Source organism: Microbacterium sp. C-MGS6 (genome assembly GCF_058140415.1).
Genome location: NZ_CM176934.1, coordinates 1,966,126 through 1,987,412, shown reverse-complemented (window position 1 = coordinate 1,987,412; position 21,287 = coordinate 1,966,126). Strand labels below are relative to the sequence as shown.

At 69.5% G+C, this 21,287-nt stretch carries 27 protein-coding genes and 1 tRNA gene; 20 read left to right on the top strand and 8 right to left on the bottom strand.

Going from position 1 to position 21,287, the window contains the following annotated elements:
• Positions 1-130 precede the first annotated feature (130 nt).
• Together AC3B5L_RS09695 and AC3B5L_RS09690 are read left to right on the top strand one after the other, a co-directional pair.
• Positions 131-904 (top strand): hypothetical protein, encoded by a 774-nt coding sequence (locus AC3B5L_RS09695; RefSeq protein ID WP_025103622.1) that lies wholly within the window; start codon positions 131-133, stop codon positions 902-904.
• Between the two features lie 284 nt (positions 905-1,188).
• Positions 1,189-1,692 carry a DUF3145 domain-containing protein gene (locus tag AC3B5L_RS09690; RefSeq protein WP_187661607.1) on the top strand — a complete coding sequence of 168 codons (504 nt, stop codon included), beginning with the start codon at positions 1,189-1,191 and terminating at the stop codon, positions 1,690-1,692.
• A gap of 139 nt (positions 1,693-1,831) precedes the next feature.
• Here AC3B5L_RS09690 and yczR read toward each other — a convergent pair whose 3' ends face one another.
• Positions 1,832-3,235: a MocR-like transcription factor YczR gene (gene yczR, locus AC3B5L_RS09685; RefSeq protein ID WP_490095714.1), complete on the bottom strand. Its 1,404-nt coding sequence runs from the start codon at positions 3,233-3,235 to the stop codon at positions 1,832-1,834.
• A gap of 94 nt (positions 3,236-3,329) precedes the next feature.
• On the opposite strand from yczR, the gene yczE reads away from it, so the two are divergent.
• A complete protein-coding gene (yczE, locus tag AC3B5L_RS09680; protein WP_259952293.1) occupies positions 3,330-4,007 on the top strand; it encodes a membrane protein YczE in 678 nt (225 codons plus the stop codon).
• A gap of 86 nt (positions 4,008-4,093) precedes the next feature.
• Here yczE and AC3B5L_RS09675 read toward each other — a convergent pair whose 3' ends face one another.
• The 6 genes from AC3B5L_RS09675 to aceE all read right to left on the bottom strand — a co-directional run bounded on the left by AC3B5L_RS09675 (position 4,094) and on the right by aceE (position 11,717).
• On the bottom strand, positions 4,094-5,332 hold the full coding sequence (locus AC3B5L_RS09675) for a beta-ketoacyl-[acyl-carrier-protein] synthase family protein (RefSeq protein WP_490095713.1): 1,239 nt from the start codon (positions 5,330-5,332) through the stop codon (positions 4,094-4,096).
• 97 nt (positions 5,333-5,429) lie between these two features.
• Entirely contained in the window at positions 5,430-5,678 is a 249-nt protein-coding gene (locus AC3B5L_RS09670; protein ID WP_017202249.1) for an acyl carrier protein, read from the bottom strand.
• A gap of 69 nt (positions 5,679-5,747) precedes the next feature.
• Positions 5,748-6,749: a beta-ketoacyl-ACP synthase III gene (locus AC3B5L_RS09665; RefSeq protein WP_259952297.1), complete on the bottom strand. Its 1,002-nt coding sequence runs from the start codon at positions 6,747-6,749 to the stop codon at positions 5,748-5,750.
• Positions 6,746-7,666 (bottom strand): ACP S-malonyltransferase, encoded by a 921-nt coding sequence (locus AC3B5L_RS09660; protein ID WP_490095712.1) that lies wholly within the window; start codon positions 7,664-7,666, stop codon positions 6,746-6,748. Before AC3B5L_RS09660 ends, AC3B5L_RS09665 begins: the two co-directional genes overlap by 4 nt.
• A gap of 96 nt (positions 7,667-7,762) precedes the next feature.
• The gene (locus tag AC3B5L_RS09655) at positions 7,763-8,959 is read right to left on the bottom strand and encodes a PucR family transcriptional regulator (protein WP_187664166.1); all 1,197 of its coding nucleotides are present in this window, start codon (positions 8,957-8,959) and stop codon (positions 7,763-7,765) included.
• Between the two features lie 31 nt (positions 8,960-8,990).
• Positions 8,991-11,717 carry a pyruvate dehydrogenase (acetyl-transferring), homodimeric type gene (aceE, locus tag AC3B5L_RS09650; protein ID WP_490095711.1) on the bottom strand — a complete coding sequence of 909 codons (2,727 nt, stop codon included), beginning with the start codon at positions 11,715-11,717 and terminating at the stop codon, positions 8,991-8,993.
• Positions 11,718-11,870: 153 nt separating this feature from the next.
• Here aceE and AC3B5L_RS09645 point away from each other — a divergent pair.
• Positions 11,871-11,943: transfer RNA gene (locus AC3B5L_RS09645), tRNA-Val, on the top strand.
• Here the strand turns inward: AC3B5L_RS09645 and AC3B5L_RS09640 are convergent.
• Entirely contained in the window at positions 11,903-12,076 is a 174-nt protein-coding gene (locus AC3B5L_RS09640) for a hypothetical protein (protein ID WP_490096402.1), read from the bottom strand. The genes AC3B5L_RS09645 and AC3B5L_RS09640 overlap by 41 nt on opposite strands.
• Between AC3B5L_RS09640 and AC3B5L_RS09635 the strand changes: the two genes are divergently transcribed.
• The 16 genes from AC3B5L_RS09635 (at position 11,996) to AC3B5L_RS09560 (ending at position 21,281) form a co-directional block, all read left to right on the top strand.
• The gene (locus AC3B5L_RS09635) at positions 11,996-12,238 is read left to right on the top strand and encodes a hypothetical protein (RefSeq protein ID WP_490095710.1); all 243 of its coding nucleotides are present in this window, start codon (positions 11,996-11,998) and stop codon (positions 12,236-12,238) included. The genes AC3B5L_RS09640 and AC3B5L_RS09635 overlap by 81 nt on opposite strands.
• 47 nt (positions 12,239-12,285) lie before the next feature.
• Complete coding sequence (locus AC3B5L_RS09630) at positions 12,286-12,486, top strand: helix-turn-helix domain-containing protein (RefSeq protein WP_490095709.1); 201 nt, start codon at positions 12,286-12,288, stop codon at positions 12,484-12,486.
• Positions 12,483-13,073: a helix-turn-helix domain-containing protein gene (locus AC3B5L_RS09625; RefSeq protein ID WP_490095708.1), complete on the top strand. Its 591-nt coding sequence runs from the start codon at positions 12,483-12,485 to the stop codon at positions 13,071-13,073. The genes AC3B5L_RS09630 and AC3B5L_RS09625 overlap by 4 nt, the downstream gene beginning before the upstream one ends.
• A complete protein-coding gene (locus AC3B5L_RS09620) occupies positions 13,070-13,378 on the top strand; it encodes a hypothetical protein (protein ID WP_371512091.1) in 309 nt (102 codons plus the stop codon). Before AC3B5L_RS09625 ends, AC3B5L_RS09620 begins: the two co-directional genes overlap by 4 nt.
• Positions 13,375-13,572 carry a hypothetical protein gene (locus AC3B5L_RS09615; RefSeq protein ID WP_490095707.1) on the top strand — a complete coding sequence of 66 codons (198 nt, stop codon included), beginning with the start codon at positions 13,375-13,377 and terminating at the stop codon, positions 13,570-13,572. Before AC3B5L_RS09620 ends, AC3B5L_RS09615 begins: the two co-directional genes overlap by 4 nt.
• Entirely contained in the window at positions 13,569-14,399 is an 831-nt protein-coding gene (locus AC3B5L_RS09610) for a hypothetical protein (RefSeq protein ID WP_490095706.1), read from the top strand. The genes AC3B5L_RS09615 and AC3B5L_RS09610 overlap by 4 nt, the downstream gene beginning before the upstream one ends.
• Positions 14,400-14,495: 96 nt before the next feature.
• Positions 14,496-14,657: a hypothetical protein gene (locus AC3B5L_RS09605; RefSeq protein WP_490095705.1), complete on the top strand. Its 162-nt coding sequence runs from the start codon at positions 14,496-14,498 to the stop codon at positions 14,655-14,657.
• On the top strand, positions 14,654-14,983 hold the full coding sequence (locus AC3B5L_RS09600; RefSeq protein ID WP_217584855.1) for a hypothetical protein: 330 nt from the start codon (positions 14,654-14,656) through the stop codon (positions 14,981-14,983). The genes AC3B5L_RS09605 and AC3B5L_RS09600 overlap by 4 nt, the downstream gene beginning before the upstream one ends.
• Positions 14,984-15,060: 77 nt before the next feature.
• Complete coding sequence (locus tag AC3B5L_RS09595; RefSeq protein WP_490095704.1) at positions 15,061-15,300, top strand: hypothetical protein; 240 nt, start codon at positions 15,061-15,063, stop codon at positions 15,298-15,300.
• The gene (locus AC3B5L_RS09590; protein WP_490095703.1) at positions 15,297-16,919 is read left to right on the top strand and encodes a hypothetical protein; all 1,623 of its coding nucleotides are present in this window, start codon (positions 15,297-15,299) and stop codon (positions 16,917-16,919) included. The genes AC3B5L_RS09595 and AC3B5L_RS09590 overlap by 4 nt, the downstream gene beginning before the upstream one ends.
• Positions 16,920-16,923: 4 nt before the next feature.
• Complete coding sequence (locus AC3B5L_RS09585) at positions 16,924-17,139, top strand: hypothetical protein (RefSeq protein ID WP_490095702.1); 216 nt, start codon at positions 16,924-16,926, stop codon at positions 17,137-17,139.
• A 21-nt stretch (positions 17,140-17,160) separates the two neighbouring features.
• Positions 17,161-18,252: a hypothetical protein gene (locus AC3B5L_RS09580; RefSeq protein WP_490095701.1), complete on the top strand. Its 1,092-nt coding sequence runs from the start codon at positions 17,161-17,163 to the stop codon at positions 18,250-18,252.
• A 2-nt stretch (positions 18,253-18,254) separates the two neighbouring features.
• A complete protein-coding gene (locus tag AC3B5L_RS09575) occupies positions 18,255-20,000 on the top strand; it encodes a hypothetical protein (RefSeq protein WP_490095700.1) in 1,746 nt (581 codons plus the stop codon).
• Between the two features lie 19 nt (positions 20,001-20,019).
• A complete protein-coding gene (locus AC3B5L_RS09570) occupies positions 20,020-20,433 on the top strand; it encodes a hypothetical protein (RefSeq protein ID WP_490095699.1) in 414 nt (137 codons plus the stop codon).
• Positions 20,423-20,845, top strand: coding sequence for a hypothetical protein (locus AC3B5L_RS09565; protein WP_490095698.1), 423 nt, complete (start codon positions 20,423-20,425; stop codon positions 20,843-20,845). Before AC3B5L_RS09570 ends, AC3B5L_RS09565 begins: the two co-directional genes overlap by 11 nt.
• A 13-nt stretch (positions 20,846-20,858) precedes the next feature.
• Positions 20,859-21,281, top strand: a complete 423-nt coding sequence (locus AC3B5L_RS09560) for a hypothetical protein (RefSeq protein ID WP_490095697.1) — start codon at positions 20,859-20,861, stop codon at positions 21,279-21,281.
• Positions 21,282-21,287 lie beyond the last annotated feature (6 nt).

The window sequence follows — 21,287 nt, the reverse complement described above, 5'->3', positions numbered from 1 at the left end:
GGTGCCCCGCCCAGTCTATTCGCTTATCCACGGTGACCCTCCGGGGGAGCGCCGGGTCCCGCTGTTAGCCTTGCCTTATCAGGGCCTGTTAAAACGTGCTGGCCCCCGATGAAAGGAACATGACTCGATCATGGGATACATCAAGTCCGCAGCGCTGGAGGAGAAGGGCTTCGTCGTCCTCGACAGCTACGACCAGGAGGCCGACCCCAAGGAGTGGCTCGACATCGAGTACGTCGACTGGAAGTCCTCGGGCGACACCCGGTTCGCGCCCCTCGCCAGCGCCTTCGGTGACATCGAGTGCAACGGCTTCTGGAACCACAAGCCGCCGCGCACCGACAAGGACGGCGTCTGGATCGACGAGCAGACCGCCAAGGCCCCGAACCTCACGCGTCGCGCGCAGGAGCCGGGCGCGAACGTCGGTCGCTGCCGCGTCATCGAGCTGCAGCCGACCCCGTACGGCGACTGCCTCTACAACCTGCACCAGGACGACAACAACCGTCTGAACCCGGACGGCACCGGCTGGGTCGTGCGCGGGTTCTTCAACCTGACCGACGACAAGGACAGCTACTTCGTCCTGCGCGAGAACCGCACGGACCCCAGCATCGAGTACCGCATCGCCCTGCCGGCCGGTGCGCAGCTCATCGTCGACACCCAGCGTCTGTGGCACGCGGCCACGCACAACGGCACCGACCCGCGCTACTGCCTCATCACCTCGTGGACGTCCGGTCCCGAGCTCGACGCGTACATCGAGAAGTACCACGGCACCGACGACGTCCCGAACGTCGAGGTTCCGCAGGACGTGCTCGAGTTCGGCTATGCCGAGCAGGCCCGCAAGGACGCCGCCCGCGCGGCCTATTACGCCGCCAAGGGCCAGCAGGTCAAGCAGGCCATGAGCGAGGCCTGAGCCTCCGCACACTGGGTCGCTGAGCGTCCCCACGGCGGGTCGCTGAGCGTCCCCACGGTAGGTCGCTGAGCGTCCCCACGGTAGGTCGCTGAGCGTCCCCACGGTGGGTCGCTGAGCTCGTCGAAGCGCCCGAAGGCCCCGGTCCACGGACCGGGGCCTTCGTCGTCGAATCACACGCTTGTGATTTCGCGGGAACTCGGCGAGAATGGGCGCACAACCGCATACTCTCGCCACTTCGTGGTTCAGGTCGTAGGGGAAGACGCACCTGATGAAACGGAGAGATCATGGCGACGGCTTACGCACGCGGAGTGGTGTTCATCCACTCGGCGCCTCGCGCGCTCTGCCCGCACCTGGAATGGGCGGTGGGTCGCGCTATCGGGCGTGCGGTGAACTTCGATTGGACCGAGCAGCCCGTGCTGACCGGCGCCCGCCGCGCCGAGTTCTACTGGGACGGCCCCGTCGGAACCGGCGCTGCCCTCGCGACCGCGATCCGCGGCTGGGAGCACCTCCGGTTCGAAGTGACCGAGGATCCCACTCCGCGCAGTGACGGCGGTCGGTGGCTGCACACCCCCGACCTCGGGATCCACTACGCCCAGACCGACGCCGCCGGCAACATCGTCATCGGCGAGGACCGCATCCGCTACGCGATGGAGATCGCCGCGGGAAACGCCGTCGAGCTGCAGCGCGAGCTCGACGTCGCCCTGGGCTCCGCCTGGGACGAGGAGCTGGAACCCTTCCGTCACGCCAGCGACGACGCGCGCGTCGTCTGGCTCCACAAGGTCGGCTGACCGGCCGCTGAGACCAGGAGCCCGGAGGCGTGAGTATCGGATGCCGGTGAGTGATCCCGGACGCTGAGAAGACGAATCCCCGCTCCGCTCGACGAGGACCCCGCCCCGGGTGACCGGGCGGGGTCCTCGTCTGTGCCGGTCAGATCACTGCGGCGTGAGCAAGGTCGGCGGTGGCGTCCACTCCACCGCCGCGCACGTCCGCCCAGGCCTGCGCCAGGCGCGTCATCGCCTCCGCCGTCCGCTCGGGGGGAAGCGTGATCGGGACCCGGAGGCGGCGCTCCAGCACGCCGCCGGTCGTGAAGCGGGGCCCGGGTGGGAGGATGAGATCCCGTTCCCGTGCGGCGAGGGAGAGCGTGGTCGACAAGGGGGCACCGAGGTCGATCCAGGCGGAGAGGCCGCCGGGCGTCTCCGGCATGCGCATCCCCGGGATATCCGCGATCCCCGCAGCCACCGCGTCCCGCCCCGCCGTGAGGCGGCGTCGGACATGATGGGTGAGCGCCGGGACGTCATCGAGAAGCTCCACGGCGATGCACTGCTCCAGGAGCGCTGTGCCGAGTTCGAACGAGGGACGGACGGCCAGCAGTCGGGCGATGACCGAGCGCTCGGCGCGCACCCAGCCGATGCGCATGCCTCCCCAGGCGATCTTCGACATCGACCCGACCGTGATGACGTTCGGCCCCTCGGCCGCCATCGGCACCGGAGCCCATCCGCGGTCGATGTCGAGTTCCGCCGTCGTCTCGTCCACGATCAGATGGGTGCCCGTATTCCGGGCCGTCGTGGCGATCCGGGACCGCTCCTCCTGCGGCAGCGTCGCGCCGGTGGGGTTGTGGAAGTCCGGGATGAGGTAGGCGACGTGCGGCCGAGCCGTCAGCAGCGTGTCGCTGAGGTGCCGGGTGTCCCAGCCGTCGGTGTCGACCGGTGTGGGGACCAGACGGTAGCCGTGGCGGTGCAGCGCCTCGAGCGCGTGCGGAAAGGTCGGCTGCTCCACGAGGGCGCGTTCGCCCCGGCGGCCGATCGCCGTGAGGATGAGGTTGACGGCGTTCAGGGCGCCGGAGGTGATCATGATCTCGTCCGGCGTGGTGACCGCGCCGCGTTCGGTGAACCGGCGGGCCACGGCCTCACGCAGCTCGGGAAGACCCTGCAGCGAGTAGCCGCTCGTACCGCGCAGAGCCGCGAGTCGGGGGAGGGAGCGCACGGTGGCGTCGTACAGACCGGGGGTCGAGTCCATGGAGGCGATCGAGAGGTCGATCGCCTCGTCGTCCCGGCCCGGGGTGGCTGTCGACGGGCCGTGCGGGAGCGCGACGCGGGTGCTGCCGCCGTGATGCCGGGACACGTAGCCGGCGGCCTCCAGCACGCCGTAAGCGCGGGTGATGGTCGACCGGGACCGTCGCAGCTCGAGGGCGAGGGCGCGCTCGCTCGGCAGTCGCTCGCCGACGGTGAGGCGACCGTCGAGGATGAGCGCTCTGATGCGGTCGGCGAGACCGGACGCCGAGGTGTCGTCGAGGTCCTGGATGCCGAGCTGCGTGACGAGACGGGATGCCATGCCTCCAGACTGCCGCAAAGTGGCCTTCCATGTGCAGGCCACTTTTCGCTCAGTGGTCGTCCTCGGAGGTCTTCGCACGGGCCACGATGGAGAGATGCTCTTCCGTGCCGTCTTCCTGCCTTTCACCGCGACCAGCCGTCGAGACCTGGTCGAGCGGCTCGCGCAGCTCGTGGGCGGGCTCTTCCTCTACGGCGTCGCCCTCGGCTTCATGGTGCGGGGCGGCATCGGCGTCGCGCCCTGGGACGTCCTGTCGCTGGGCGTCGCGGGCTGGACGGGACTCGGGTACGGGGTCGTCACGGTGCTCATCTCGATCGTCGTCCTGCTGCTGTGGATCCCGCTCCGTCAACGGGTGGGCCTCGGCACTCTGCTGAACGCCCTGCTCATCGGACCGTTCGCCGACCTCACGCTCCTCGTGCTGCCCGCGCCGCCGTCCGTATGGGTGGGGGCGCCCATGTTCGTCTTCGGACTCGTGCTGCTGGCGTTCGCCACCGGTCTCTACATCGCGGCGGACTTCGGTCCCGGACCGCGCGACGGACTCATGACCGGCCTCGTGCGAGTGACCAGGTGGCCGGTCTGGCTGGCCCGGACGGTCATCGAGGGCTCCGTGCTGCTGGTCGGCTTCCTGCTCGGCGGCCCCGTCGGCGTCGGCACCGTGCTGTTCGCATTCGGCGTCGGTCCGCTGATCGGCTGGTTCCTCCCGCGGATCGAGCGCCGCCGTCGGGAGCGTTCGCAGCGCCTTGCCGTCCGGGCGAGCGCGCCCCTGGGTCCCTGAGCCTGTCGAAGGGCCAGAGCGGACCGCGCACGACGAAGGCCCCCGGGATCACATCCCGGGGGCCTTCGTCGCGCATGCGGAAGCGGTCAGTCGACGCCGCCCAGCACGAGCACGGCGTTGTGTCCGCCGAAGCCGAACGAGTTGCTGATGGCGATCTGCGGGCCGTCGCCGAGCGGAGCCGCCTCTCCGGACAGACGGAAGGGGACCTCCGGGTCCGGCTCGGTCATGTTGATCGTCGGCGGGGCCACGCGGTCCCGCAGCGCGAGGAGGGAGAAGATCGCCTCCAGCGCTCCTGTGCCGCCCAGCAGGTGTCCGGTCGACGCCTTGGTGGCCGACACCGGGATCTCGTCGATCCGGTCGCCGAAGACGTTCTTCAGCGCGACGTACTCGTTGGGGTCCCCGACCGGGGTCGAGGTCGCGTGGGCGTTGATGTGCGTCACCTGGTCGGGGGTGATGCCGGCCTCCTCGAGTGCCTGGATGACGGCACGCGCCGCACCCTTGCCCTCGGGGTCGTTGCCGGTGATGTGGTAGGCGTCGGCGGTCACACCGCCTCCGAGGATGTAGCCGTAGATCTTCGCGCCGCGGGCCTTGGCATGCTCCTCGGTCTCGAGGATGAGGGCGGCGGCACCCTCGCCCATCACGAAGCCGTCGCGGTCGATCGCGCCGGGTCGCGAGGCGTGGGCCGGGTCGTCGTTACGACGCGACAGCGCCTGCGCGGAGGCGAAGGCGGCCATCGTGATCGGGTGGATCGCCGACTCGGTGCCACCGGCGATGACGACGTCGGCCAGGCCCTCCTGAAGGTGGTGGAACGCGTGGATGATCGACTCGGTGCTGGAGGCGCAGGCACTGACCACGGTCTGCGCGTAGGCCCGGGCTTCGAACTGCAGCGACAGGTTGCCGGCGGCCGCGTTCGGCATCAGCATCGGCACGGTCAGCGGCATGACCCGGCGCGGGCCCTTCTCACGCAACGTGTCCCAGGCGTCCAGCAGCGTCCACAGGCCGCCGATGCCCGTCGCGAAGTCGACGCCGAGGCGCTCGGGAGCGACCTCTGGCGAGCCCGCGTCCGCCCAGGCCTCGCGCGCCGCGATGAGGGCGAACTGCGAAGACGGGTCGAGACGCTTCGCCTCGTGGCGGGGCAGCACCTCTTCCGGACGGACGCTCGCAGAGGCGGCGAACGTGACGGGGAGGTCGTACTCCTGCACCCAGTCGTGCTCGATCGTGCGGGCGCCGGAGGCACCGGCGAGGAGGTTGTCCCAGTTCTCCGGGGCCGTCCCGCCGATGGCGGAGGTGGCGCCGATGCCGGTGACGACGATGCGCTTGGTCATGAGGTGTGGTTCCTTGTCGAAACGAGTTCGTGCGGGGGATGGGCAGGGCCGGAGGATGCCACGCCTCGCGCGGGGCGAGGGTGGCATCCTGCCGGGATTACTCCTGGCCCGCGACGATGAAGTTGACGGCGTCGCCGACGGTCTTCAGGTTCTTGACCTCGTCGTCGGGGATGGTGACGCCGAACTTCTCCTCGGCGTTGACGACGATCGTCATCATCGAGATCGAGTCGATGTCGAGGTCGTCCGTGAACGACTTCTCCAGGGCGACCTCGCTGGCGTTGATGCCGGTCTCGTCGGTGATCAGCTCTGCGAGGCCGGCGAGGACCTCATCGTTGGTGAAAGCCATGGTGGTCTTCCTCTTTCTTACGGGTTGTATTCGGAACCGTGGAACAGTCTAGGGAAGGTCGGCGCGTCTTCAGGGGAGGACGACGACCTGGGCCGCGAAGACGAGGCCGGCGCCGAAGCCGATCTGCAGGGCGAGGCCGCCGGAGAGCTCCGGGTGCTCGGCCATGAGGCGGTGGCTGGCGAGGGGGATCGAGGCGGCGGACGTGTTGCCGGTGGTCTCGATGTCGCGGGCGATGACGGTGGTCTCCGGCAGGCCGAGCTGCTTGGCGAACTCGTCGATGATGCGCATGTTCGCCTGGTGCGGGATGAAGGCGGCGAGGTCGGAGGCCTCGATCCCGGCCTTCTCCAGCGCCTCGCGGGCGACCTTCGCCATCTCCCAGACCGCCCAGCGGAAGACCGTCGGACCTTCCTGGCGGAGCGTCGGCCACGGCACCACGCCGTCGCGGAAGTCGGTGAGGGTGCCGTTCATGCCGACGGCGTCGGCCTTGGAGCCGTCGCTGCCCCAGACGGCAGGGGCGATGCCCGGCGTGTCGCTGGGGCCGATGAGAGCCGCGCCGGCGCCGTCGCCGAGGAGGAACGAGATGCTGCGGTCCGTGGGGTCGACGACGTCGGACAGCTTCTCCGTGCCGATCACGAGGGCGTGGCGGGCGGCACCGGCCTTGATGAGCGCGTCGGCCTGCGCCACCGCGTACGCGTAGCCGGCGCAGGCCGCGTTGATGTCGTACGCCGCAGCCGGGTTGGCCCCGACGCGGTCCGCCACGATCGCGGAGACCGACGGCGTCTGCTTCGGGTTGCTGATGGTCGCGACGATGACGAGGTCTACCTGGTCTGCCGGCACACCCGACTTCTCGATGGCCTCGGCCGCCGCCTCGGTCGCGAGGTCGATGGCGTCCGTCCCCTTGTCGGCCCGGACGCGCGTGATGATGCCGGTGCGCTGCCGGATCCACTCGTCACTCGAGTCGATGGGCCCGATGAGGTCTTCGTTGGGCACCGCGTTCTCGCCGCGAGCCGCGCCGAAGGCGTAGATGCGGGTGTAGGCGGGCCCGGCGATCTGGGCGAGGGAGGCGGTCATGCGGCTTCTCCGTTCAGCAGCGCGACGGCGGCTTCGAGGTCTTCGGGGGTCTTCACGGCGACCGTCGGCACGCCGCGCAGGCCGCGCTTGGCGAGACCGACCAGGGCGCCCGCGGGGGCGAGCTCGATGACGCCGGTCACGCCGGCGTCGGCGAAGGAGGTCATGCACAGGTCCCACCGGACGGGCGAGGAGACCTGGTCGACGAGGTAATCGAGCGCTGTCCCGCCGTCGGTCACGACGGAGCCGTCACGGTTGGTCCAGAGCGTGATCTCGGGGTCGGCCGGCTGGACGTCGGCCACGGCGTCGCGAAGAACCGAGACGGCGGATGACATGTAGTCGGTGTGGAACGCGCCGGCGACCTGGAGCGGCACCACGCGCGTGCCCTTGACCGGCTCCTCGGCGAGGGCCGCCAGGGCCGGAAGAGGGCCGGCGACGACGATCTGCCCGCCGCCGTTGAAGTTCGCCGGCGCGAGGCCGAGCTCGGCGAGTCGGGCGAGGAGCGTCTCCTCGTCACCGCCGAGGACCGCGCTCATCCCGGTCGGGGTCTGGGCCGCGGCATCCGCCATCGCCCGCCCACGGATGCCGACGAGGCGCATGCCGGTCGTGGCGTCCAGGACACCGCTGCCGACGAGAGCGGCGATCTCCCCGACGGAGTGCCCGGCGATGCCGTCCGCGCGGCGACCGGCGGCGGCCACGAGAGCGTCACCGGCGGCGAGGGAGGCGGCCACGATCAGCGGCTGGGCGACGCGGGTGTCGCGGATGGTGTCCGCGTCCGACTCGGTGCCGTGCGCGCGGAGATCGACCTGCGCGGCCTCGGAGTAGGCGGCGAGACGCTCCTCCACTCCGTCGAGCTCGAGCCAGGGGGCGAGGAATCCGGGGGTCTGCGAGCCCTGTCCAGGGCAGACGACGACAATCACCCACCCAGTCTGCCAACGATCGCGGCAGAACGGTGGATGATCCATCACAAGATTGCGCGGAACCCTTGTGTGTGGCGCACAGGTTCGCCGTCTCGGTCAGCGCGGAGGGCGACGCAGAGGCGAACGGCGCCGGACCTGCTCCGCGGCTCCGATGGAGCCGAGGATGAGTGCGGTCTGCAGGATGAGCGCCTCGCGGGGCCCGGTCGCGTCCCACCCGATGACCTCGCTCACCCGCTTGAGGCGGTAGCGCACGGTGTTGGGATGCACGAAGAGCTCGCGGGCCGTCGCCTCGAGGGACCGGCCGTTGTCCAGGTAGCTCCAGAGCGTCGTGACGAGGTCGGTCGAGTGCGCCTGCAACGGGCGGTAGATGCGCTCGATGAGGGTCTGCTTCGCGAGCGGATCGCCGGCGAGGGCGCGCTCGGGCAGCAGGTCGTCGGCCTCGACCGGCCGCGGTGCGCCGCGCCAGGCACGGGCGACGGCGAATCCGGCCAGGGCCGCACGAGCACTCTGGCTGGCGTCGACGAGGGCGGCGACCGCCGGGCCCAGCACGACGAAGCCCGGGCCGAACGAGGGCTCCAGACGCGTGGCGATCTCCTGGAACCCGAGCTCCTCGTCCTCGCCCTCCTGACCCTCGACGCGCGCGCGTCCGAGCACGAGGACGAGTCGCGAGCCCTGGACCCCGATGAGCACGTCGACCGCGAGCTTGCGCGCGGTGCGGCGCACCAGATCGACGTCGAACTGCGGGGGCGTGGTCCCGACGAGGACAGCGACCTCCCCGTGACCGTGCCACCCGAGCGCGGCGATCCGGCTCGGCAGCTCCTCGTCGGCCTCGCCGGTGAGGATCGAGTCGACGACGAGCGCTTCGAGCCGTGCGTCCCAGAGGCCGCGGGCCTCGGCGGCGCGGGCGTAGACGTCGGCCGCCGCGAACGCCACGTCCCGCGAGTAGAGCAGGATGGCCTCTCGGAGATCCGCGCCCTTGCCCGCGACCCGCTCCTCGGTCACCTCGACGGTGACGCGGATGAGCTGGAGCGTCTGCTGCAGACTCACACTCCGCAGCAGTTCACGGGGAGCGGCGGCGAAGATGTCCGCGGCGATCCATGGGGTGGACGTGGGGTCGTCGTACCACTGGATGAACGACGTGATGCCCGCCTGCGCCACCAGCCCGACCGCGGAGCGGCGGGCCGGTGGCATGTCGGCGTACCAGGGGAGGGTGTCCTCCAGCCGCTTGATCGTCACCGTGGCGATGTCACCGGAGATCCGGCGGAGCCAGGTGAGCGTGGCGGCCTTGTCCATGCCGGCGGCGGAGGCAGCTGTCACCGAGGGCTCAGCTTTCGCCGCCTGCGTTGCCGCTCGTGCCGGCGTTCACGTCGTGCAGGCGGTACTTCTCGATGGCCTGAGCGGAGAGGCCGCGGTCGACCTTGCCCTCCTCGGCCAGTGCCTGCAGCGTGCGCACGACGATCGACGGTCCGTCGATCTTGAAGAAGCGGCGTGCCGCGGCACGGGTGTCCGAGAACCCGAAGCCGTCGGCGCCGAGCGTGGCGAAGCGGTTCGGAACCCACGGGCGGATCTGGTCCTGCACGGCGTGCATGAAGTCGCTGACCGCGACGACGGGACCCTCGGCGCCCTGGAGCTTCTGCGTGAGGTACGCGGTGCGCGGCTCCTGCTCCGGGTGGAGGAAGTTGTGCTCGTCGGCGGCGAGGCCGTCACGGCGCAGCTCGGTCCACGAGGTGACCGACCACACGTCGGCGACGACGCCCCAGTCCTTCTTCAGCAGCTCCTGCGCCTCGAGCGCCCACGGCAGACCGACGCCGGAGGCGAAGAGCTGCGCACGGGGGCCGTCGCCCTCGCCGATGGAGACGCGGTGGATACCGCGGACGATGCCGTCCACGTCCACGTCGGCCGGCTCGGCGGGCTGCACCATCGGCTCGTTGTACACGGTGAGGTAGTACATGACGTTCGGGTCCTCGTGCTGCCCGCCGTACATCCGCTCGAGACCGGAGCGCATGATGTGCGCGATCTCGTAGCCGTACGCGGGGTCGTAGGACACCGTCGCCGGGTTGGTGGAGGAGAGCAGGTGCGAGTGGCCGTCGGCGTGCTGGAGGCCCTCACCCGTCAGGGTCGTGCGTCCGGCGGTGGCGCCGATGATGAAGCCGCGGGCCATCTGGTCGCCGGCCGCCCACTGGGCGTCGCCGGTGCGCTGGAAACCGAACATCGAGTAGAAGATGTAGATCGGGATCAGCGGCTCGCCGTGCGTGGCGTACGAGGTGCCCGCTGCGGTGAACGCCGCGACGGCGCCGGCCTCGTTGATGCCGACGTGGACGATCTGGCCCTGCGGGCTCTCCTTGTAGGCGAGCAGCAGCTCCCGGTCGACCGAGGTGTAGTGCTGGCCGTTGGGGTTGTAGATCTTCGCGGTCGGGAAGTACGCGTCCATGCCGAACGTGCGCGCCTCGTCGGGGATGATCGGCACGATCCGGTGGCCGAACTCCTTCGAGCGCAGCAGGTCCTTCAGCAGGCGGACGAACGCCATGGTCGTGGCGATCTCCTGCGTGCCGGAGCCCTTCTTCGGCAGCGCGTAGGCGTTGTCCTCGGGCAGGGAGAGGCCCACGTGGGTCGAACGGCGCTCCGGGAGGAAGCCGCCGAGGGCCTTACGGCGATCGAGCATGTACTGGATCGTCTCGTCCTGCGGTCCCGGGTTGTAATACGGGGGCAGGTACGGGTTCTCCTCGAGCTGCGCGTCCGTGATCGGGATGTGCATCGCGTCGCGGAACGTCTTGAGGTTGTCCAGCGTCATCTTCTTCATCTGGTGGGTCGCGTTGCGGCCCTCGAACTGCGGGCCGAGCCCGTAGCCCTTGACGGTCTTCGCGAGGATGACGGTCGGCTTGCCCTTGTGCTCGGTCGCGGCCTTGAAGGCGGCGTAGACCTTGCGGTAGTCGTGGCCACCGCGCTTCAGGTTCCAGATGTCGTCGTCGGAGTAGTCCTTGACCAGGGCGGCGGTGCGCTCGTCGCGGCCGAAGAAGTGCTCACGGATGTAGGCGCCGGACTCGGCCTTGTACGTCTGGTAGTCCCCGTCGGGGGTGACGTTCATGAGGTTGAGCAGCGCGCCCTCGGTGTCGCGGGCGAGCAGGTCGTCCCACTCCCGGCCCCAGACGACCTTGATGACGTTCCAGCCCGCGCCGCGGAAGAACGACTCGAGCTCCTGGACGATCTTGCCGTTTCCGCGCACCGGCCCGTCAAGGCGCTGCAGGTTGCAGTTGACGACGAAGGTGAGGTTGTCGAGACCCTCGTTCGCGGCGACCTGGAGCTGACCCCGGCTCTCGACCTCGTCCATCTCGCCGTCGCCGAGGAAGGCCCAGACGTGCGACTGCGAGGTGTCCTTGATGCCGCGGTTCTCGAGGTACTTGTTCGACATCGCCTGGTAGATGGCGTTGATCGGGCCGAGACCCATCGACACCGTCGGGAACTGCCAGTATTCCGGCATGAGGCGCGGGTGCGGGTACGACGGGATGCCGTTCGGCGCGTGCGACTTCTCCTGGCGGAAGCCGTCGAGCTGGTCCTCGGTCAGGCGACCCTCGAGGAACGAGCGGGCATAGGTGCCGGGGGAGGCGTGGCCCTGGATGAAGATCTGGTCGGCACCACCGGGGTGGTCCGCGCCCTTGAAGAAGTGGTTGAAGCCCACCTCGTACAGCGCCGCGGAGGACGCGTAGGTCGAGATGTGACCGCCGACGCCGATGCCGGGGCGCTGGGCGCGGTGCACCGTGATGGCGGCGTTCCAGCGGATCCAGGCGCGGTAGCGGCGCTCGATCTCCTCGTCGCCGGGGAACTCGGGCTCGTTCTCCGGGGCGATGGTGTTGATGTAGTCGGTGGTCGGAACCATCGGCACGTTCAGGTGCAGTTCCTTGGAGCGCTTGAGCAGGCTGAGCATGATCTCGCGCCCGCGGCCGTGGCCCTTGGCGTCCACCAGCTCGTCGAGCGACTGCTGCCACTCACCGGTCTCTTCCGGATCGCTGTCGAGGGGGCCCTGAGAGTACGGATCCTGGTCGTGGACGGTCACGGGGGAACCTTTCGTCAAGCTGGCAGGTCATGCCAAGGAAACGGGAAGCGACACGGGCAGCCTTGTCGGCCGTGCACAACGCGCGCCGACCTCAGCCTAGCCCTCTTCCACGACACGGGTGCGCATCCGCGCCCGGATAGACTGAGCGCACCAGGGCCTTTAGCTCAGCTGGTAGAGCGCCACGTTTACACCGTGGATGTCGTCGGTTCGATCCCGGCAGGGCCCACCGGACGCGGTGTGCTCGACTCGCCCACGAGGTACGCCACCGTCGTATTCAGGTGCGCCGCCACGGTCACGAGCTGCTCGATGCTGAACCGCTGCTCGGCGCGCAGCTTCTTTCCGACGCCGGTCGGCTCGATGCCGAGGAGCTCGGCGAGGTCCTTGTTCTTGACCCGCTGCTCCCACATAAGCGTGTGGATGCGCCGGCCGACGACGACATCGATTGGCTCACTGGTCCGGATCGGGCTCACTGTGCTCATACCGGCATGCTAGCGGACATTCCGGACATATTGCCTGAGTGATTCCTGATATTCCCGATACTGCCAAATTGTCTGGTATCGTCCCGAACATGCCAAAAAGTCAGCTTCCGGATTCCGAGTGGATCACCCCGGCTGAGGCAGCGGCAGCGCTCGGCGTGACGACGAAGACCGTCTCCCGGCTCTCCGACAGCGGCAAGGTCCGCGCGATCCGGCCCGGTGGCACTCAGCGACGATACGCCGCGGCCGACATCGAGGCGATCCTCGCGCAGGACCCGTGGGACGCCGCATGAGCCTCGAAGCCTTCATCTGGGTATCCAAGCTCCCGCTCGACGTCGTGCCGCCCACGGCGTTCCGAGTGCTCCTCCTGCTCGCCAACCACGCCCACAGCGACGGCCGCAACGTCTGGCGCAAGAAGTCCGAGCTGGCCAACGAGCTGGGATGCAGCCTGCGGACTGTCGAGCGCGCCTTCCGCGACCTACGCACCCGAGGGCTCATCCGGCACGGCGACCAGCGCCTCACCGAGCACCTCCGCGCCGACCGCAAGCCCGTCGTCTTCGACCTCAACTTCGACTTCGGACGCGACTACGGCGAGCCTCCTCTCTTCGCCAACGGCCCGACACCTGCTGTCGGGGCGTCACCCTCTAACGACCCGACACCTGCTGACGGGTCGCACGGCCCGACAAATATGTCGCGACCCGACGAGATCAGGACCTACGGCCCGACATCTGTTGTCGCACATAGAACCGTAAAAGAACCGTCTAACTCATCTCTCGTAGGTACCTACAGAGCGGGTGTCGGGTCGTGCGGTCACGTCCTGATCGATGACCGACACTGCGAGCGAGGATGCTCCGCAGCCCGAGTGCAGGGAGCAGCATGAGAATCCACACCGGCACCATCACCGACACCGACCGCATCGCCCTGAGCAACGACCTGTTCGAGCTGGCCGAGTCGTTCGCCGAGGAAGCGAAGCGCTGGAGGCCCACAGCACGCCGCGAGATCGAACGGAACTCGCGACTCCTCGCCGAGCTGGCGCGTGGCGTGCTCTCGGGCGCCGCCGACTTCCAGCGGGCCGAGGCCTTCGCTGATGCAGGAGCCACGACGTTGGCCGGCACTCAGGAGCAGCGTCGCGTCCTCACGGCCCGCGTCACTCGCCGAGTGAAGCGCGGAGGCCGATTCGCATGAACACTCCCGACTACATCGACCCCGCGGTCGGCCTCCCGCTCGCCGCGATCCTTTACCTCGCCTGGTGGCTCGTCGAACGCCACCATGCCCACAAGCTCGGGGCGGTAGCGGCTGGGGCCGCTTCTGGGGAGCGCGCACGCACCCGCCCCGACCGGCATGCACGACCCACCACCAACGAAGGGAACCACTCATGAGCACGCCCACCATCACCCTCGACTCCGGTGCACACTCCACGCCCGAGGCAGGTATGTGCCTCCTCGAGGCCGCATCCTACGTCGCCGGGGAACCGTTCAGCGACCACCCCGAGTGCGTCTCGCCCGTCCTCGGATCGTTCGGCAGGTCGCTCAACGACGTGCTCCCCGACGACAAGCGCCAGGAACTCGTTCCGCTCATCCCACGCATCATCGGCACCCGCGACGACGGCCACGACGAGCGCCGCTCGTACATCGCCCTCGACTGGCTCATCCGCACCCACCTGCCCACCTTCCTCGACCTCTCGCTCCCCGCCGAAGCAGCGAAGGTCCGCGCCCTCGCACCCATCATCGACATGCACACCGCCGAGGCCGCGGGCCCCGTCGTGCGAGCCGCAGGGGACGCCGCATGGGCCGCCGCAGGGGACGCCGCAGGGGCCGCCGCATGGGACGCCGCAGGGGCCGCCGCACGGGCCGCCGCAGGGGCCGCCGCACGGGACGCCGCAGGGGCCGCCGCACGGGACGCCGCACGGGACGCCGCAGGGGACGCCGCAGGGGACGCCGCAGGGGACGCCGCAGGGGCCGCCGCACGTGTCGCCGCACGGGCCGCCGCACGGGCCGCCGCAGGGGCCGCCGCAGGGGCCGCCGCATGGGACGCCGCATGGGCCGCCGCACGGGACGCCGCAGGGGCCGCCGCACGTGTCGCCGCATGGGCCGCCGCACGGGACGCCGCACGGGCCGCCGCACGGGAGTTCCTGGCACCCACCGTCGCGACCCTCCAGGCGGATGCAATTCGACTGCTCGCCGAGCAGATGATCGATGTCGCCTGACCTACTCGACCTGCAGCAAGACGAACTGGACGCCGTGGACTGGTCACCCGGTGCACGCGTCCGGTTCGTCCTCTCGGAACAACTGGAGGATGCCGCATGACCGGTCTCGCTTGCCTCTTCGGGATGCACGCACCGCAGCTCGTGAGCATCGTCGAGCACCGCGGCGGGCGCATGGTTGTGGTCGGCATCACCCGGTGCGGGCGGTGCGGCATCCGGATCGCCGAGGAAGTACGACCGCTCGTCGAGGACAAGACGTGACAGGCAAGCACCGCGACCCCGAGTACCTGCGCAACGCGCGCATCGTGCGGGCTCGGGTCCGGGCGTGCTGGCGCAACGGCACCGAGGTCAGGTGCTGGCGCACGGGTGCTGTGCTTGAGCCGGGGATGCCGTTCGACGTGGGACACATCGAGTGGGACGGCGGCAACGCGATCTCGAACCTCGCACCCGAGACCGTGAAGAGCAACCGCTCCGAGGGTGGACGGCGTGGCGCCGCGATCACCAACGGTCGGGCGGCTCGGGCGCTGCCGGTCATCGCGCCTCGGCGGTCGGGAAAGACATCGACCGAGGGGCTCGCGCCGTGGTGAGCCGGTCTTTTTTTGAGCCGCCGTGCAACCCCCGCCTTCGGCTCCAAGAGCAAAATCCCCCCCTGAACTGGAGAATCATGAGCACAAGCACGACACTCGCCCCGACGATCCGGGAAGCAAATTCCCCCGAGGTCGAGCACGGCGTCCACGTCCGCTGTCAGATCAGCGCTGAGTTCGTGATCGCGGCGTGCGGCACGCTGCTCGACTGGGAGGAGGGTCGCCTCGACGGCTCGCGGGATCCGATGTGCGAAGCGTGTCTCGCCACCGAGCGATGCCCGGTCTGCGGTGCACGGTTCAAGCGGGGCGGGTGGCGATGACTGCGGCGACGCCGACGCTGGCCGATCTGTGGTCGGAGGCGAACTGGCTGGAGTGGCGGTCGAAGATCGAGCACCTCGCGCCGATCCGTCTCGACGAGCTCGTGACGACGGACCAGTCTCGCGGCGAGTTCATCCAGGGCGCGCACCTCCTCCGCCTCGATCACCGGCAGCGCGCGGGCGACATGGGGCGCGGGCCGTCGCCGATGCAGCTCATGGTCGCGGACCTCCTCGCCGCGGGGAACTTCATGAACGTGGTGTTCGAGCCGCGCCGGTCGACGAAGACGACGGCGGTGCAGGCGGTGATGCTCGGGCGGTGCTGGTCGCGCGACGACTACACCATCGGGTGGACGATGTTCACGACCGGCTTCAAGGCGGGGCAGCGGTTCCGCGAGGACATCGTGAAGCACCTCGACAAGCTCTGGCCGGACCGCCGGAAGAGCCCGGTCGCCATCGGTCTGTCCAAGGGTGGCGAGCAGCTCTACTTCCGTGACACTGGCTCCCTGCTCCTGGTCGGCACACCCAACGGCGACATGTTCCGCTCGGGCGGCTTCGACATGGCCTTCGGCGACGAGGCCGGTGAGGCGGACATCGAGCAGGGCGAGGACGTGAACCGCGCCGTCATCCCGACGATGGACACCAAGCCGGGAGCGCAGTTCGTGTTGGCCGGCACGGGGCAGAAGTGGCGGACGGGGCAGCTCCTCTGGGAGAACCTCCATGACGAGGACGCATCGGTGCTGTGGCACGGCATCCCCGAGACCGTCGACCGCGCTGAGCTGGTGTCGTGGGAGCCGGACATCCCGCACCCGCGCACGGGCGCAACGGGCGGGCGGATGCGCGAGTGGATCGAGCTGACACACCCCGGCCTCGGCTTCACGACGCTGACCGACGCGCCGCAGCGGTCCTTCAACAAGTTCCCGCTGGAGGACTTCCTCCTGGAGTACGGCGGGCAGTTCGGAACCGAGGGTGCCGCGGACGTGGCGCTCGCGCCGGCCCTCGTCGACCGCGCGCTCCGCAAGCTCCCGTTCCCGGAGGTCGCGCCCGAGCGTTTCGCGGCGGCGTTCAAGGTTCACCACCTCGGCACCGCCTCGTCGCTCGCTGTGGCCTGGGAGTACGACGAGCCCGGCGACCTCGTGGCGGCGTCGCTGGAAATGGCGGGGGAGAGCGCCCCGAAGCGGAAGCGCGCCGTCGCGCTGTGGCATTGGCAGGAGGGGCACACGGGCGTCGACCGCGAGGTCCTGCTCCGCCTTCGCCGGTCGCCGACGACGCTGTACTACGACGCCTACGGGTACACCGAGACGGTCGCGACGAAGCACCTCGCGAAGGCGAAGCCGCGTCCCGTGATGAAGCCGACGAAGCCCGGTGACATCCCGCGGTCGACCGCCGGATTCATCAAGGCGCTGACGGACGACGACCTCGTGATCTTCCACCACCCGCGCCTGGAGGCCGCTCTCCGCATCGCCAAGCGGCAGAAGTTCGGCAACTACGGCACCTTCCGCTTCGGGCCGCCCGACGCGGACCCCGAGGCCGACGTGTCGCCGCTGGAGGCCGCAGCTCTCGCGCTGCACTTCCTCGACGAAGTGCCCACCACCATGAAGCCCGACGACGTGTTCGAGGAGTAGACCCGTGACCCGACCCCGACTGATCCGCCTGGAGAAGGGCCCTTCCGGTGTCACCGTCCGGTGCGCCGGATGCGACTGGAACGCCTTTCGATTCGACATGCTGGAGGCCCACGACACCGCATCAGCGCACGAGGAGCGGGCGCACCCCGGCGACTACCGAGCGCGCAACGCCGCCAAGATGTACCGGCGGCGACACGCCGAGACGACCGCGAATGTGTAAGGTGCCCCGCACTCTCTGAGCGTGGGAATCTTCAAGAAGCAGATCGCCGCCGCGTATCCTCCGCCAGCGGTACCCATCGCCGTCTCCTCGCCCTGGCAGCCGTCCGACGCGCTCGTCCAGATCACCGTCGACGAGCTGATCGCTTCGGAGATGAAGCAGGGCATCGTCCCCATCACCCGCGACATCGCGCTCCGCGTCCCCGGCGTGCAGCGCGCACACGGCGTCCACGTCACGATGTTCGCCGAGACCGTGTTCCGCACGGTCGACCGGAACGGGGAACCGCTCTCACCCCAGCCGGCGTGGCTCGTCAACGCTCCGGAGAGCGGTGTCTCCCCGTATCACCGGAAGTTCGGCATCGGCTCCGACCTGTTCTTCAACGGGTGGGCGGCGCTCGGATTCAACGATCACCCGCACGTCGCCACCGACGCGCTTCACATCCCGTTCGGCGCGTGGTCCGTCGAAGGCGGGAGGATCGTCGTCGAGGAGAGCATCGTCCCCGCCGCGTTCCGCCACCACGTCGTGGCGATCCCGCTCGGCTACGGCGCGAACGGTCTGCTCGTCGATGGAGTCGACACGATCCGCGAGGCCCGGCTCATCGAGGCGGCCTACATGGACCGCCTGGAGAACCCGATCCCGCTGACCGTGCTCGGCATCCCGCGCGACGTCTGGGAGTCCTGGGGACCCGAGGAGCGCAAGGAGTACAAGGAGCAGTGGGTCGCCGCTCGCAAGAGCAAGAACGGCTCTGTGGCGCTCAAGGTCTCGGAGTTCCCGGTGGACTTTCCCGGGGACGTCGAGACCAACCTCTTCGAGTCCGGCCGGAATGCCGTGCGCCTTGACATCGCCAACCACACCAGCAGCCCCGCGAGCCTGATCGAAGGCGTCCGCCAGGGCGGTAGCGGCGGCGGGACCGAGATGCGCTATCAGGGCGTCGGCGAGGGCGGTGCATCCCGCTCGGATCTCTGGGAGTTCGGCCTCGCGAAGCGGTTCGTCAACGCGTTCGAGGCGCGGCTCAGCCTCGACGACGTGAGCCCTGAGGGTACGTCCATCCGCGGCGACCGCTCCCACATTGTCGCGATCCCCGCCCCGACCACCAACCCCGCAAGCGAGGCATGACCATGACCGACATCATCATCGACGCTGGGACGCTCGAGTTCTCCGCCGAGGACCTCACCGCGAGCGGCCTGCTGATCCCTTACGGCGTGAAGGCCCGGTCCAACATCGGTGAGTTTGAGGTCGAGCCCGGCGTGTTCGAGATTCCCGAGGACACCACCGGGACCGCGCACACCATCGACCACGAGCGTGAGAAGCCGGTCGCGGCGATCACGCGGCTCTGGGAACAGCCCGAGGGAGTGTTCGCGTCGTACAAGTACGCCAACACGCCCGCCGGTCGCGCCGCCTACGAAGAGGGCAAGAGCGGCAAGCGTCGCCACCTCAGCGTCGAAGCGGCCGGCGTCCTCATCCGCAACGGCAAAGCGATCGCTGGCCGCATCTTCGGGTCCGCTCAGGTCGAGCGGCCCGCATTCGAGGGAGCCACGTTGCTCGCCGCCGAGGACACGGGTGACGGCTCGGAGCTCCTGGACAAGCGCGGATTCGATGCCGTCGTTCCCGAAGGCGGAGTCCTGGAGCTGCACACCGACACGCTTCCCGAGTCCGTCGTGATCGAGCCCGCAGAGGGCGAAGTCGTCACCTATACCCCCGAAGCCGCCCCGGCCGAGGTCAACACAGAAGGAGGGTCCACCGTGACCGCAACCGCAATCGAGCCGGGCCAGGCCACGGCACCCGCCGTCCCGAGCACCCTGCTCGCCACCGCCCCCGGCACGTCCGTCGAGCAGATCACCAAGGCCTACGAGCTGGGAACGATCTTCGCGTCCATCGCCGCCGTGAAGAACGGCGCACCGGACAAGAACGAGGCGGAGACGCTGCTCGCCGCGCTGGCCGACATCAAGGTCAACGCGACGGGCGGACTGACCACCGCGACCAGCGGCGTCATCCAGCCCGCGTGGGTCGGCAAGGTCTGGCAGGGCCGCACCTACGCGCGCCGATTCATGGACCTCGTGGTCCACGCCTACGGCATCAACGTCTCCGGGCGGAAGGGCTGGAAGCTCGACCAGGGCACCGGCCTCGTCAAGCCCTGGGCAGGCAACAAGACGGATCTCCCCAGCGGCTCCGGCAGCACCTCGGTCATCGCCGCCACCCGCCGCGCGTACGGCTGGGCCGCCGACTTCGCCCGCGAGTTCTGGGACCTCGACGGCGGCCAGGAAGTCGTCGCCGCCTTCATCCAGGGCGTCGTCGACTCCTACGCCAAGATCACCGACCTCGACGCCCTCGCCGACATCCTCGGCGCCGCGTCCGGTTCGGTCGACCAGTCCACAGGCAAGATCACCGCGAACGGCTCCCGCATCGTCGCCCCGGCGACCGACTACCCGACCGAGTACCCGGAGGCGATGGGCCTCGTCATCGACGCGATCGACGACGTGACCGACGCCGACGACGACGCCGCGTTCGTGCTCGTGAACAAGGCCGCGTGGCGGCAGCTCCGCTTCACGCCGAAGGACCTCGTGCCCGAGTACGTCACGTTCGCCGTCCGCGGCGACGGCACGGGCTCCGGCGACGGCGTGACCGTCAAGCGCGCCCCGGACGAGGCGTTCGACGCCGCCGGCTTCGACAACGCGCAGCCCGCCGTCGCCGCCGGCGCTCACAACGCCATCGAGTTCCGCGAGCAGGGCGAGACGCCCATCAACCTCGAAGCGCTCGACATCGCCCGCGGTGGCATCGACAAGGCCGTCATCGGCTACCTGGAGACGTTCGTCGTCCGCCCGGAGTCGCTCGTCGCCCGAGGCACCGCCAAGGCCGCCGGCTAAGCGAACGGGAGCGTAGGTCATGACCGCCTGGTACAGCATCACCGATCAGGAACGTCTCCTCGGAGCGTGGGAGGACGCCCCCATCGAGGACGAGGAATCGTGCGGGTTCCTGCTGGACACCGCACGGGTCCAGGTGCTGACCTACGCTCCCGAGAACGCCACCCTCGCGGGTGCCGTCGAGCTGCTCCTCACGCAGTTCGGCTTCTCCGACAAGCTCGCCGCGGTGCTCGCGCTCCTCGGCGCCGACCCTGCCGAGACGCCGTTCAACTACGTCTACGCGCAGCTCCGGCAGGCACAGAACCTTTGGAACGCGGGCCGTGTGTCCGGCGGGGGCGAGGCGGGCGACGGACAGTTCAGCTTCACTCCGCGGCCGCTCGACAAGACCATCCGCGGCATCATCCGCCCGGCAGATGGGAAGCCCGATGTCTACTGACCCCGACGCGCCCACCGTCCGCGAGTACGTGTTCGGCGTCCTCAAGCCGCTCGTGCCCGCTGACTGGAAGGCCGAGGACGGCATCCCCGACAAGATGCACGCCCTTTCCCGGCCCCTCATGTGGCTGGAGTACACGGGCTTCGAGCCCTTCCCGGAGGCCCCGCTCTCGAAGATCGCCGCGACGGTCGACGTCTGCATCGCGACCAACCGCATGGACGTGCGCAAGGCCGAAGCGGACGCAGACGAGTCGGTGGCTGAGCTCTACGAGGCCGCGCTCTCCTCGACCAGCTTCTACCGCATCAGCGCCTCCAAGGCGGTGTTCTGGGACGCCTACTTCGGGTGGCGGCTGAGTATCACCGTCATCACGACCAACCCCGTTACCGCCCCGCCGGCACCAGCCGACCCCAGCTAGGAGCACACCACTCATGCCTCAGATCGAAGTCCAGCCCATCGTCCTCCGCGACGTGCTCCTGCGCATCGCGGAGTCCGATTACGAGAAGCACGTCTCCGGCGTCACGCTCACCCCCACGACGGGCAACGTGACGTGGAACGGGCTGACCCCCGACGCCACCTTCAACTTCCCGACCGCGACGACCTGGGGTGCGCAGCTCGACTACGCCCAGGACTGGGAGACCCCGGACTCCCTCTCCATGTTCCTGTACGAGCACGAGGGTGAGAAGGTCACCATGCTCTTCGAGCCGGTCCGTGGCGGCCTCGGATGGGAGGCCGACATCTTCATCGCCCCTGGCTCCATCGGTGGGCAGGTCAACGCGGTCGCGACATCCTCCGTTACCCACGGCGTCCAGGGCCGGCCGCGGCCGGTGCCCGTGGCAGCGCCCGGCGCATAAGTGAGT